Source organism: Winogradskyella sp. MH6 (genome assembly GCF_022810765.1).
Taxonomy (GTDB): domain Bacteria; phylum Bacteroidota; class Bacteroidia; order Flavobacteriales; family Flavobacteriaceae; genus Winogradskyella.
Genome location: NZ_CP094494.1, coordinates 1,555,581 through 1,569,741, shown reverse-complemented (window position 1 = coordinate 1,569,741; position 14,161 = coordinate 1,555,581). Strand labels below are relative to the sequence as shown.

The following is a 14,161-nucleotide window of genomic DNA, read 5'->3' as shown; positions in this document are numbered from 1 at the left end:
ATATTTATCTCCCTTAGTTGATTAATAGCTCAATGAATCCCACCATTATAATAGCAGATGACCATCCTTTGGTGCTAAAAGGTCTTCAAGACTTTTTACACGAAAAAGAATATAATGTCCTTGCCAGTGCAAAAAATGGCAAAGAAGCTTTGGCATTGATAAAAGCTCATACACCTGATATTGCTATTCTAGATATTAAAATGCCTTTTTTTTCAGGTTTACAAATTGCTGAAAAATGTAAAAAGGCGAACCTCAAAACCAAAATAGTCCTCATTACTTTTGAAAAAGATGAGAAAATATATAACGAAGCTAAAGCTTTAGGTGTTTATGGTTATGTATTAAAAGAGTTTGCATTAGACGAAATTGAAAACTGTATTTCTTCAGTGACTGAAGACAAACCCTATTTTAGCCCAGAGCTTTTAGCTTACATAGAAGTTGATGAAGCACCTGAAGAGCTACAGCTTTTAACAAAGACAGAAACTAAAATCATTGGGCTGATAGCACAAAACAAAACTGGTGTTGAAATTGCCGACTTACTTTTTGTATCTACAAGAACTGTAGAAAAGCACAAAAGCAATATTATTAAGAAATTAAAATTGCAGAGCAAACAAAACAGTCTACTTATTTGGGCAAAAGAAAATTCTGATTATCTCTAGAATTTTTCAAAAAATACGTAAAGTTACGTATAGTATCGTATTATAATTATTCGGAATTTTACACTGTTATTAATTAAGGGTTAATAACGAGCTATTAATTAGTTCTTAGGGGATTATTTGAGCCTTGGAAGTCTTCCGAGGCTCTTTTTTTGGTAAAAAACTCAAAAAATACGTAAAGTTACGTATAGTATTGTATTATAATTATTTAGAATTTTACAGAGCTATTAATCAATGCCTCAGATTATATTCTCAAAAAGCTCTGGGCAGAAATAAACGTTCAGAGCTTTTTTAAAAAAGAAATATTATGGAAACAATGAAAGAAGACACTACAAAAAGGGATAAAATATTTATGATTCTATTAATTGTAAGTTCTGTTATAGTCATCTCAGCGAATATAGCTGTTAATTTTTTTAGTTAATTTTAGTTAGTTACTCTTTGTTAGTTAGGAGTAAAAAAAGCGTAATTAGTAATTAATTGCGCTTTTTTAGTTTATAAAAATCTTGATATGGCTTTTATAATTCCAAAGCCTTTTTAACATCATTATTCATTAATAATTCTGTTGGGTTCTCTAAAGCTTCTTTAACTGCTACTAAGAAACCTACAGATTCTCTGCCATCAATAATTCTATGATCGTAAGATAAAGCGACGTACATCATTGGATGAATTTCAACCTTACCGTCTACAGCAATTGGACGCTGAATAATATTATGCATACCCAAAATACCACTCTGCGGAGGATTTATAATTGGTGTAGATAACATACTACCAAATACACCGCCATTAGAAATAGTAAAGGTACCACCTGTCATTTCATCTACAGTAATTTGACCATCTCTAGCTCTTAGTGCCAAACGTTTTACTTCTGCTTCAACACCTCTAAAAGTTAGGTTTTCTGCATTTCTTATTACTGGCACCATCAATCCTTTTGGTCCAGAAACAGCAATACTTACATCAACAAAATCGTAAGAAATCATTTCTTTTCCATCTATCATAGAATTCACAGCTGGATATTCTTGTAAAGCTCTTACTACAGCTAATGTAAAGAAACTCATAAAACCAAGACCTACTCCGTGCTTAGCTTTAAACTCTTCTTTATATTGTTTACGTAATTCAAAAATTGGAGTCATGTTAACTTCGTTAAAAGTCGTTAACATGGCTGTTGTATTCTTAGCTTCAACCAAACGCTCTGCTACTTTACGACGCAACATAGACATTTTGCTACGAGATGTTCCTCTGTTTCCTCCTGTTGGCGTTCCCATAGATGGCACTGCATTTACAGCATCATCTTTTGTAATACGACCATCTTTACCAGTTCCGCTTATAGTACTAGCATCTAGCCCTCTTTCTTCTATTATCTTTTTAGCAGCAGGACTTGGAGTACCTGTTGCATAGGTTTTAGATTCTGTAGCAACTGGTTTTACCTCTTCCTTAGGAGCTTCTTCCTTCTTTTCTTCTTTTGTAGAAGCAGGACTTTCACTACCTTCTGGCTTCTCTGCACTGGTATCTATTAAACATACAACTTGCCCAACAGCAACAGCATCGCCTTCTTCAGCTTTTAAGGTAATGGTACCACTGGCTTCAGCTGGCAATTCTAATGTTGCCTTGTCACTATCAACCTCAGCTATAGCTTGGTCTTTTTCTACATAATCTCCATCTTCTACTAACCATTCTGCAATTTCTACCTCAGTAATTGATTCGCCTGGTGAAGGCACTTTCATTTCTAAAATCATGCGTTATTGTATTTAACCCTTTTTTGGTTTAATTATTTTTTACTTCTTATTTGGTTATTCTTGCTTTTATCAAAAACATAATCGATAACTTCTTGATGTCTTGTTTTAGAACGCACCGAACTCCCTGCTGCAGGTGCACCATACGGCCTTCTACTTGCTGCACGCCATGTTCTTGCTTCATCTAAATGCATCATCATATGACTGTAAGCTCCCATATTTCGTGGTTCTTCTTGTGCCCATACGACATCTTCTGCATTCTTATATTTACCAACTATGTTTCTAATTTCATCTATTGGTAATGGAAATAATTGCTCTATTCTTACCAAAGCAACATTTTCTCTACCCAACTTTTCTTGTTCTTCTAGAAGATCATAATAGAATTTACCTGTTACAAACACTAACGTTTTAACTTTATCTACACTAGCACTTGCATCATCTATTACCGTCTGGAAATTTCCGTTTGCAAACTCATCTACAGTAGATACTACTTTAGGATGACGTAATAAACTTTTTGGTGTAAACACAATTAATGGCTTTCTGTAATTAGCCTTCATTTGCTTACGTAACAAATGAAACATATTGGCTGGTGTTGTACAATCTGCCACAAACATATTGTCTTTTGCACACAACTGTAAATAACGCTCCATGCGACCAGAAGAGTGTTCTGCACCCTGCCCTTCGTAACCGTGAGGTAACAGCATTACCAATCCGTTAGAGGTTTTCCATTTATCTTCACCAGAAGAAATATATTGGTCTAACATAATTTGTGCTCCATTACTAAAGTCGCCAAACTGTGCTTCCCAAATGGTTAATGTATTAGGACTTGCCATGGCATAACCATAATCAAAACCTACAACACCATACTCTGATAATAATGAGTTATAGATATTGAATTGCCCTTGGTTGTCTGATACATTTTTTAGTAAGATAATTTCTTCTTCACTATCCTCTACTTTAACAACAGCATGTCTGTGCGAGAAGGTACCACGCTCAACATCTTGACCAGAAATTCTAACATTAAAGCCTTCTGATAACAATGAACCATAAGCCAAATGCTCTGCCATTGCCCAATCTAGTCTATCTTCATCAAACATCGTTTGACGCGATTCTACTAAACGCTGAATCTTTCTGATAAACTTTTTATCTTCTGGTAAATTAGAAATAACCTTAGTAATATCTGTAAGAAGCTCCTTTGAAACCTTTGTATCAATAGGCTTCATCATTTCCTCTTCATCTACACGCTCAAAATCTTTCCATTGCTCGTGCATAAATGGAGAAATAACAGTCTTTTCTACTTTACGAGAATCTTCAAGTTTTTCTTCTAATTTATCCTTGTAATCTTTTTCAATTTTTGAAACATGGTCTTTATCTATTACACCTTCAGCAATTAATCGCTCTGCATAGATATCTCTTGGATTTTTGTGCTTTGCAATTGCTTTGTATAACAATGGTTGTGTAAACTTAGGCTCATCACCTTCGTTATGACCATATTTTCTGTAACCTAATAAGTCTATAAATACATCGCGCTTAAATTTCATTCTAAAATGAAGTGCAAATAATGTTGCGTGTACCACAGACTCTGCGTCATCCGCATTAACATGAAGTACTGGTGACAAGGTAACTTTACCTACATCTGTACAATAGGTACTAGAACGTGCATCTAAATAATTTGTAGTAAAACCTATCTGGTTGTTTACTACAATATGTACTGTTCCGTTTGTTTTGTAACCATCTAATTGCGCCATTTGCACAACTTCGTACACAAGGCCTTGTCCAGCAATAGCAGCATCACCATGTACTACAATTGGTAATACTTGCGAAGCATCTTCAATTTCTGGTTTGTCTTGTTTGGCTCTAGATATACCTTCTACAACTGCACCTACAGTTTCAAGATGCGAAGGGTTTGGAGCAATACTTAGGTTTATCTTTTTACCAGAGTCGGTTTCGCGATCACTCGTCCAACCTAAGTGGTATTTTACATCACCATCAAAAATCTGTTCTTCATAATCTTTACCATCAAATTCGCTAAAGATATCTTTTGCAGATTTACCAAATATGTTTGTAAGCGTACTTAAACGGCCACGATGTGCCATACCCATAACAAACTCTTTAACTCCATACTCAGCTGCTGTTTCTATCATAGCATCTAAAGCAGGAATAAGAGATTCGTTTCCTTCTAAAGAAAATCGTTTTTGACCAACATATTTAGTATGTAAGAAATTTTCAAAAGAAACAGCTTCATTTAATTTTCTTAGAATGTTCTTCTTCTGATCTGGAGAAAACTTAGGATGATTATCATTAACATTCAGTTTTTCTTGAATCCACTGAATTTCCTCTGGTTTCCTTATATACATATATTCTACACCAATAGAATCACAATAAATGCTCTCTAGGTGATCTATAATACTCTGTAGTGTCGAAGTACCAATACCTATGATTTCACCAGCAGAAAAAACAGTATTTAAATCATCTTTAGAAAGACCAAAATTTTCAATTTCTAAAGTTGGAGCGTATTTTCTTCTAGCTCTAACTGGGTTTGTTTTTGTAAACAAATGCCCTCTATTTCTATAACCATCAATAAGTTTTACAACCTGAAATTCTTTTTGAAGATGTTCAGGAATTTGAGCAGACACACCTTCTACTATTTCACCATCCATTCCATAATTTTCAGAGCCGAAATCGTACCCTTGAAAAAAGGCACGCCAACTCGGTTCTATGGCATCTGGATTTTTAAGATATTGGTCGTATAAGTCAGCAAAATATGCTGTATGTGCTGCGTTGAGAAAGGAATATTTATCCATTATTTTTACGAGACGTTGTCGTTTCAACAAAATTTCTTCAAAAATACAACTTTTAGTAGATATACTAACCGTTTTATTATATTTATAACAAATAAGGATACAAGAATTATTAAGATGATAAAATTTAGATTAAAGACTTCCATAAAAATAATTTTAAGCAGTGTTCTTATATGTTTTTTTATGGTTTCTTCAAATGCTCAGAGTACTACTGATGGAGATAATTTTTGGAGAAACGTTCAATTTGGTGGTGGTGTTGGATTAAACTTTGGAGATGGTTTTTTTAGCGGAGCTATTGCTCCTAATGCTTTATATAATTTTAATCCGTATGTCTCTACTGGTATTGGGCTCAATTTTCAATATAGCTCGCAGCGCGATGTATTTAAATCTACCGTTGTTGGCGGCAGTGTAATTGGCTTATTTAATCCTTATAGAGAGTTACAAATTTCTACTGAATTTGAACAACTTTATGTAAACCGAGATTTTGATGAACAGTTTGTAAGTAATGTAGATGACAGCTATTGGTATCCTGCATTATTTTTGGGTATTGGTTACCGAAGCGGCAATGTAACTTTTGGTATAAGGTATGATGTGCTTTATGATGAAGATAAGAGCATACAAAACCAAGCTTGGATGCCTTTTGTTAGGTTTTGGTTTTAGAAACAAAGTCCAACCTAGGCTTATCAAAGGAAAGGATTTAGGATGAACCCCTATTTTTATACCAAACCTTTTGCCACTCTCTTTGAAGAATTAAAAAAGTAACATCTTCAGATAATTTAACCATATCATCACTATCAAGTGATTTAATTTTTTGCTCAGATACATCTACCTGATAAAGCAAATTAAGATAGTCTGAAAATTTGTGCTGTATAAGATGAAAAATAGTGTCTTGTAGAACCAATTTTAAGCTAGTTGGCAATGTCTCCTCATTAAATTGTATATCTACATTTGCAAAAAGTAAATCTTTATTAAGCTGAACAATTAGTTTTTTGTACAACTTTAATGCATTTGCCTCGGCAATTAGGTCTTTAAAGTTTACAGGCAATGCCATTACACACGTCTATTCATTAATTGTTCACCAAACAATTGGAGTATTTGTTTCTTATCTTCAGAAATATTTAGTTTTTCTAATACACTAAACGCTTTTTTAGTATAATCTTTAACAGCTAATTGCGTGGCGTCAGCCGCACCTGAAGCATTAAAAAGTGCTTTTACTTTTTCGACCTTATCTTCATTAGTAATTGAAGTGTTAGACATTAACTCTAATAAATTATACTTCTCTATATCACTACCAAGTTCTAGTGTTTTAAGGTATAAATAGGTTTTTTTGTTTTCTAAAATATCTCCTCCTACTTGCTTACCAAAGGTTTCAGGATTACCAAAAGCATCTAAATAATCATCTTGAAGCTGAAAAGCAATACCTAGGTAACGTCCAAAATCATAAATACCATCCTGATCTTGTTCTAAGGCTTCAGCTACGATGGCTCCCATTTTCATGGCTGCACCAACTAAAACTGCTGTCTTATACTCTATCATTTTAAGATATTGAGGTATTGTAACGTCGTTTCGTGTTTCAAAATCAATATCGTATTGTTGACCTTCACAAACCTCCAAAGCTGTTTTGCTAAACAACTTTGCTAAAGATTGAAAGATTTTTGGCTCATAGTTTTCAAACAGTTGATAGGCTAAAATCAACATAGCATCACCAGATAATATTCCTGTATTAAGATCCCATTTTTCGTGTACTGTTTTCTTACCACGCCTTAATGGAGCATCATCCATAATATCATCGTGTACCAGCGAAAAATTATGAAAAACCTCAACAGAAAGTGCTGCATTCATGGCTAATGCTGCCTTGTCCCCAAAAATATCAGCCGCCATTATAGTTAGTACTGGTCGAAGACGCTTTCCACCTAACTTTAATATATAATTTACAGGCTCGTAGAGATTTACCGGTTCTCTTTCAATAGCAAAATCCTCTAAATACTTTATAAAGGACTTTTGGTAAGCTTCAATGTTTTGCATAAGACAAAAATAATGCTTTCGGCAAATTTAAAGCTAAGATTACCAATGTTAAATAATTATTAAAACGCAGGAAACTTTTTTTGTTTTTAAAGTTTCCTGTTGTAGATTTGCGCCTTAATTATGAAACACAAAATTTTAAAAACAGCTGTTGATATGTTCTTAAACTATGGGTTTAAGAGCGTAACTATGGATGATATTGCTAACGAAATGGGCATATCAAAGAAAACCATCTATGTGCATTTTCCAAACAAAACCAAATTGGTAGAAGCTACAACATTATATATGTTTGAAACCATTTCTTGTGGTATTGATCATATATGTGCATTAGAAAAAAATCCCATTGAGGAGGTTTTTGATGTGAAAAAATTTGTGATGGAACATCTGAAAAACGAAAAGTCCTCTCCACAATACCAGTTACAAAAATATTATCCTAAAATTTTTGCCTCGTTGAAATCTAAACAGTTTGAAGTGATGCAAGGTTGTGTGATAGAAAACTTAAATAGAGGTATTAAACTTGGTCTATACAGAGACAACATTAACGTTAATTTTATTTCAAGAATTTACTTCAACTGTATGGTAACTCTTAAAGACCAGGAACTATTTCCTTTAAAAGCTTTTTCTATGAACACTTTAATGGAATATTATTTAGAATATCATCTTAGAGGTATTTGTACTTCAAAAGGATTAGAAAAATTAAACAAAATCTTAGAAATCAATCAAAATCAATAATACCCAATGCGAAAAACACTCATATTAATTACATGTTTATTTGCAAGTGCCATAGGTGTTTCTCAAGAGCAACCTACAAGTTTTACTTTACAAGAAGCTATCGATTATGCACTAGAGAACAATAGACAAGCAAAAAATGCGGCTAGAGATATTGAAGCTGCTAAAAAACAAAAATGGGAAACCACTGCAACAGGCTTACCTCAACTGAGCGCAAATGCGAGTTATCAAAACAATTTAAAACAACAAGTGTCTTTAGTACCTGCTGAATTTTTTGGAGGACAGGAAGGCGATTTTGCTGAAGTAGTTTTTGGCACCAAGCAAAATGTTAATGCAACAGCAACACTAAACCAGTTAATATTTGACGGATCTTATTTAGTTGGCCTTCAATCTGCTAAGGTGTTTTTAGAAATTTCAAAAAATGCTAAAGAGAAAACAGATTTAGAGGTAAGAAAAAATGTGATTAATGCTTACGGCAACGTACTACTTTCCGAAGAAAGCGTACTTATTTTAGAAAAAAACATTGAAGTTTTAGAGAAGAATCTTAACGAAACTACCAAAATCTATGAAAATGGATTAGAAGAAGAGGAAAGCGTTGAGCAATTGCAAATAACACTGTCAAACCTAAAAAGCAATCTCAACAATTCCATTCGTCTTAGAGGTATTGCTTACCAAATGTTCAACATTACATTGGGTATAGACTATGCTGCTAAAATAACGCTGACTGAGAATTTAGAACAACTCACCCAAAAGAATATTTCTTTAGAAACTTTAGAATTTGAGAATGATATAACAGCAAATATTGATTATAAAATTGCAGAAAACGACAAAAAGTCTAAAGAACTTTTACTAAAATTAGAAAAAACCAGAGCACTACCAACGCTTAGCGCATATCTTAATGGTGGCTATTTAGGGTTTAGTGATGAGTTTACATTTTTAGACAAAGAACAAAGTTGGGCTGGTTTCTCTGCATTTGGTTTTAACCTCGATATCCCAATTTTTAGTTCTGGTAAAAGAAGCGCTGCAACTCAACGTGCAAAAATTAATCTTGAAAAATCACAAGATGACCTTACCGAAACAGAACAACGTCTAAAATTACAGATTGAAACAGCAAAAAGTAATTACCAATTTGCTATTGAAGACTATCAAAACAAGCAAGAAAATCTAAAACTCGCAGAGCGTATAGAAAACAAAAATCAAACGAAGTTTTTTGAAGGTATTGGTTCTAGTTTTGAGTTACGCCAAGCACAAACGCAGCTCTATACTGCTCAGCAAGAATTATTACAAGCCATGCTAGACGTTATTAATACCAAAGCAGAGTTAGAAACAGCACTAAACACCATTTCACCAAAATAATCAATCAAAAGAAACGAATTATGAAAAAAATATATTCCATACTATTATTATCGATTCTTTTAGCCTCATGCGGAGAGCAAAAAAAGAATTCTGTAGAAAAAGTTCTAGAAAGCGATAACCTAGAAACCATAAGAAAAAAACGTGGTGAGTTAGTTAACGAGCAAGATGCCATTAACGAAAAAATAAAGTTATTGGATGAAAAAATCGCGACTTTAGATACTGTACAACACGTTCCTTTAATTACTACAATCACTGCCAAAACCGAAGAGTTTAAGCATATTTTAGAACTTCAAGGAAACGTCACCACAAAAGATCTTTTGGTTATTACACCAGAGTATAATGGTATTCTAACTAACGTATATGTAAAGGAAGGGCAACAAGTTAGTAAAGGACAAACACTAGCAAAAATTGATGATGGTGGCTTAAGTCAACAGCTAGCACAATTAAAAATCCAGGCTGATTTAGCAAAGACAACTTACGAACGTCAAAAGCGTCTTTGGGATCAAAATATAGGTAGTGAAATTCAGTATTTACAAGCTAAGTCTACTTACGAATCTCAACAAGAAGCGGTGAATCAAATGCAACAGCAAATTGCAAAAACTGTAGTAAAAGCTCCTTTTTCTGGAACTATTGATGATGTTATTACTGAGCAAGGAAGTGTAGTTGCCGCTGGTGCATCTCCATTAATGCGTATTGTAAATCTTAATAATATGTATATCGAAACTGAAGTTCCAGAGCGATACGTTACTGATGTTGTAAAAAATAAAGATGTTATTGTTGAACTTCCTGTTCTAAACAAAAAAATCGACACTAAAATTCGTCAAGCAGGTGATGTTATAAATCCAGCAAACAGAACCTTTAAAGTTGAAATTGAAGTACCTAATAAAGACAAATCTATAAAGCCAAACCTTACAGCTAAGTTAAAGATTAACGATTATACTAATAAAGAAGCCATTCTTATTCCTCAAAGTGTAATTTCAGAAAATGCTGAAGGTGAGCAATACGTTTATGTGGTTACAAACAAAAACGAAAAAGGTATTGGCAATGCCAAACGTGTCATTATTGAAACAGGAAAAACTCAAGGAGATGTTATAGAAATTCTAAACGGCTTAGAAACCGGAGCAGAAATTATTAAAGAAGGTGCGCGTAGTGTTAGAGACGGACAATCTGTGGAAGTAATCAACTATAAAGAAGAAGGTAATGGCAAATAAAAAGAAGAAAAATACAGATAAGGAATTTGGCTTATCGTCGTGGGCAATCAACAACAAAACCACGATGAATGTCTTAATTTTGGTTTTCTTCTATGTTGGTATAACTGCATTTTTCAGTATGCCAAGAGAAAATTTTCCTGAGGTTAACGAAACCAAAATCTACATTAGCACATTATTCCCAGGAAATACTGCTGAGGATATTGAAAAACTTATCACAGATCCACTAGAAGACGAACTAAAAACCGTGAGTAATGTCGTTGAAATTACCTCAACGTCTCAAGAAGATTACTCTATGGTTATTGTGGAGTTTGATGAGGGACTAACCGTAGAACAGGCAAAACAAAAGGTAAAGGATGAAGTTGATACCGAAACCGCTAGTGAAGATTGGCCAACGTTTAACGGAGCCAAAGTAGAACCAGATGTTTTTGAATTAAGCCTTTCTGAAGAAATGCCTATTCTAAACATTAATATTTCTGGTGATTACCCAATTGAAAAACTTAAAGATTATGCTGAATATCTTCAAGATGAAATTGAAGATTTACAAGAAATCAAAAAAGCTGATATTAGAGGTGCGCAAGAAAAAGAAGTTGAAGTTGCTGTAGATATCTATAAAATGATGGCAGCAAAAGTTACCTTCAGCGATATTATTGGAGCCATTTCCAACGGAAACTTAACACAATCTGCTGGCAACCTAAAGGCTAGCGGACAACGTCGTACCATTAGAGTTATTGGTGAAATTGAAGACCCATCTGAGCTAGAGAATTTTGTTGTAAAATCTGAAAACGGTAATGCTATTTACCTTAAAGATGTGGCTTCAGTGTCTTTTAAAGAAGAGGACAAAACCACTTTTGCTAGAAAATCAGGAGAGCCTGTTGTGATGCTCGATGTTAAGAAACGTGCAGGAAAAAACATGGTGGCTGCTGCTGAGCAAATTCAAGTAATCGTTCAAGATGCTATTGATAATGTGTTTCCTCAAGATTTAGAAGTTTCTATAACTAATGATCAATCTTCGGTTACCATTGGTCAGGTTGATGACTTGGTAAACAACATCATTTTTGGTGTGATTCTCGTTGTAACGGTATTGATGTTCTTCTTAGGATTTAAGAATGCACTATTCGTTGGTTTTGCAATACCAATGTCTATGTTTATGTCGCTTATGATTCTGAACCTTATTGGCTATAGTTTAAATACTATGGTACTTTTTGGACTTATCATGGGTCTTGGTATGTTGGTAGATAACGGTATTGTAGTTGTTGAAAACGTCTATCGATTGATGGATGAAGAAGGCATGAGTCGAAAAAAGGCTGCTAAAAAAGGTATTGGTGAGATTGCATTTCCAATTATTATTTCAACTTTAACTACTGTTGCAGCATTTGTTCCTCTCGGTTTATGGCCGGGAATTATGGGTGAATTCATGAAGATTTTACCTATAACATTGTCAATTGTTTTAGGCTCTTCACTATTTGTTGCAATCTTCTTTAACTCTGTTTTAGTTTCACGCTACATGACTATTGAAGATAAAGACATGCCTTTAAAGCAGATTATTAAAATTACCGTCATTGTAGCAGTTATTGGTGTACTCATTCTTTTGTTTGGTGGAGCTTACAGAGGTTTAGGAACCATCATGATTTTCACAGCCATAATGCTCTGGGCTTATCGTCTATTTATTAGAAACTGGGCTAATAGCTTCCAAAATAAAGCCTTAGTTAAATTAGAAAGCTGGTATGAAGGGCAATTGCGTTGGGCACTTTCAAAAAGGAAGCCTTACCTTCTTAGTATCGGTACATTCTTATTACTTATAGCTGCATTTATAGCGTTTGGAATCTCATTAGGAACACAACGTACAAAAGTTGAATTTTTTCCTGACAATAAACCAAATCAAATTATTGTCTACATCGAATATCCTGAAGGAACTGCAATTGAGAAAACCAATGCAATTACAAAGCAGATTGAAAAGCGTGTATATGACGTTGTTAACGACAGTCATTACATGGATGGAGACAGAAACTTCTTGGTAGAAAGTGCTGTATCTCAAGTTGGTGAAGGTGCCGGAAACCCTCAAACCGATGGTGGATCTGCTGCAGAAATGCCTCATAAAGCCAAGATTACTGCCTCAATGCGCGAGTACAAATACCGTCGTGGTGAAGATAGTGAGATCCTACGCCAAAAAGTACAGGAAGCTTTGGTTGGTATTTATCCAGGAGTTCTGATTTCAGTTGAAAAAGATGCCAACGGACCACCTGCTGGTTCACCTATCAATATTGAAATTGAAGGTAGCGATTATGATGAACTTATTGTAACCGCAGAGCAAATGCGTGAGTTTATTAACTCTAAAAATATTGCTGGTATTGATGAGCTTAAAATCGATGTCAACAAGGATAAACCTTCAATGATTGTTGAAGTTGATAGAGAAAAAGCTGGTGAACTTGGTGTTAGTGCTAAGCAAATAGGTGACCAATTACGTAATTCAATTTTTGGTGCTAAAGCTGGTATTTACAAAGAAGATGGTGACGATTTTGATATCTATGTAAGATTCAACAAAGACAATAGATATAATACAAGTGCACTTTTTAATCAGAATATTACGTTTAGAGATAACACTGGTCAGATTAAAGAAATACCGCTATCTGCTGTCGCTAAACACAAAAATAATTCTGGGTTCAGTGCCATAAAACACAAAGATACTAAGCGTGTGGTTACAGTATATTCTGCCTTAGCACCTGGTCATACAGATGCAGGGGCTATTGTAAATCAGATTCAAAATGAAATGAAGAGCTTTAAGGGTCTTCCAGAAGGTATCAAAATTGATTACACAGGGCAGATTGAAGAGCAGAACAAGCAAATGGCGTTCTTAATGGGTGCATTTTTTACTGGTTTGGCATTGATATTCTTCATATTGATTTTCCAATTTAATTCCATTTCTAAACCAGCAATTATTATGCTTGCTATTTTCTTGAGTTTTATCGGAGTGTTTGGAGGTATAGTGTTATCAGGAAGCGCCTTTGTTATTATGATGACGATGGTTGGTATTATTTCACTTGCCGGAATTGTGGTAAATAATGGTGTGGTATTATTAGATTATGCTCAACTTCTTATCGATAGAAAGAAAAACCAACTCGATCTAGATGAAGACCAATATCTAACTAAAGAACACTTATACGAAAGCATTGTTAAAGCTGGTAAAGCACGTCTTAGACCTGTACTATTAACGGCAATTACAACTATATTAGGTTTAATTCCACTGGCAATAGGACTCAACATTAACTTCTTTACGTTAGCTTCAGATTTTGATGCTAACATTTATATGGGAGGTGATAACGTAGTATTCTGGGGACCTTTGGCTTGGACAGTAATTTATGGTCTCTTAATCGCTACATTCCTAACACTCATTGTAGTACCAATCTTATTCTATCTAAGTGTTAGATTAAAAATGTGGATGCATAAAGACCGAGTAGCGAGCACAGAAACTGAAACAGATTTACAAGAGCCATTCAATATGGATAAAAGAGTAGAAGGTCAACAATAAAGTTTTCTATTCAGAAAAAAACAACCTTTATTTCACTGAGAAGGTTTGATTAATAGCAGAAAAAGTCTCAACAATTGTTGGGGCTTTTTTATTTTTTAATCATTTAACTTCATTAAATTTGCATCCGCATTCA

General features: G+C 34.2%; 10 protein-coding genes. 6 read left to right on the top strand and 4 right to left on the bottom strand.

From position 1 onward, the window contains the following. Positions 1-32 precede the first annotated feature (32 nt). Positions 33-656 (top strand): response regulator transcription factor, encoded by a 624-nt coding sequence (locus MST30_RS07005; protein ID WP_243473670.1) that lies wholly within the window; start codon positions 33-35, stop codon positions 654-656. Between the two features lie 512 nt (positions 657-1,168). On the opposite strand, the gene odhB is transcribed toward MST30_RS07005, so the two are convergent. Further along, complete coding sequence (gene odhB / locus MST30_RS07000; protein ID WP_243473669.1) at positions 1,169-2,386, bottom strand: 2-oxoglutarate dehydrogenase complex dihydrolipoyllysine-residue succinyltransferase; 1,218 nt, start codon at positions 2,384-2,386, stop codon at positions 1,169-1,171. A gap of 32 nt (positions 2,387-2,418) precedes the next feature. Continuing rightward, entirely contained in the window at positions 2,419-5,187 is a 2,769-nt protein-coding gene (locus tag MST30_RS06995) for a 2-oxoglutarate dehydrogenase E1 component (RefSeq protein ID WP_243473668.1), read from the bottom strand. Between the two features lie 180 nt (positions 5,188-5,367). Here MST30_RS06995 and MST30_RS06990 point away from each other — a divergent pair, with 180 nt between their 5' ends. Next, positions 5,368-5,844 carry an alpha-ketoglutarate decarboxylase gene (locus MST30_RS06990; protein WP_243473667.1) on the top strand — a complete coding sequence of 159 codons (477 nt, stop codon included), beginning with the start codon at positions 5,368-5,370 and terminating at the stop codon, positions 5,842-5,844. Positions 5,845-5,881: 37 nt separating this feature from the next. Here the strand turns inward: MST30_RS06990 and MST30_RS06985 are convergent, their stop codons facing one another. Next, a complete protein-coding gene (locus MST30_RS06985) occupies positions 5,882-6,235 on the bottom strand; it encodes a hypothetical protein (RefSeq protein WP_243473666.1) in 354 nt (117 codons plus the stop codon). Then, the gene (locus MST30_RS06980; protein ID WP_243473665.1) at positions 6,235-7,209 is read right to left on the bottom strand and encodes a polyprenyl synthetase family protein; all 975 of its coding nucleotides are present in this window, start codon (positions 7,207-7,209) and stop codon (positions 6,235-6,237) included. The genes MST30_RS06985 and MST30_RS06980 overlap by 1 nt, the downstream gene beginning before the upstream one ends. A 120-nt stretch (positions 7,210-7,329) precedes the next feature. On the opposite strand from MST30_RS06980, the gene MST30_RS06975 reads away from it, so the two are divergent. Genes MST30_RS06975 through MST30_RS06960 form a run of 4 tightly spaced genes read left to right on the top strand, consistent with a single transcriptional unit; the run spans position 7,330 to position 14,028 of the window. Next, positions 7,330-7,938 (top strand): TetR/AcrR family transcriptional regulator, encoded by a 609-nt coding sequence (locus tag MST30_RS06975; protein WP_243473664.1) that lies wholly within the window; start codon positions 7,330-7,332, stop codon positions 7,936-7,938. Positions 7,939-7,944: 6 nt separating this feature from the next. Further along, a complete protein-coding gene (locus MST30_RS06970) occupies positions 7,945-9,291 on the top strand; it encodes a TolC family protein (RefSeq protein WP_243473663.1) in 1,347 nt (448 codons plus the stop codon). 20 nt (positions 9,292-9,311) lie between these two features. After that, on the top strand, positions 9,312-10,502 hold the full coding sequence (locus tag MST30_RS06965; RefSeq protein ID WP_243473662.1) for an efflux RND transporter periplasmic adaptor subunit: 1,191 nt from the start codon (positions 9,312-9,314) through the stop codon (positions 10,500-10,502). Then, the gene (locus MST30_RS06960; protein ID WP_243473661.1) at positions 10,492-14,028 is read left to right on the top strand and encodes an efflux RND transporter permease subunit; all 3,537 of its coding nucleotides are present in this window, start codon (positions 10,492-10,494) and stop codon (positions 14,026-14,028) included. Before MST30_RS06965 ends, MST30_RS06960 begins: the two co-directional genes overlap by 11 nt. Positions 14,029-14,161: the final 133 nt, after the last annotated feature.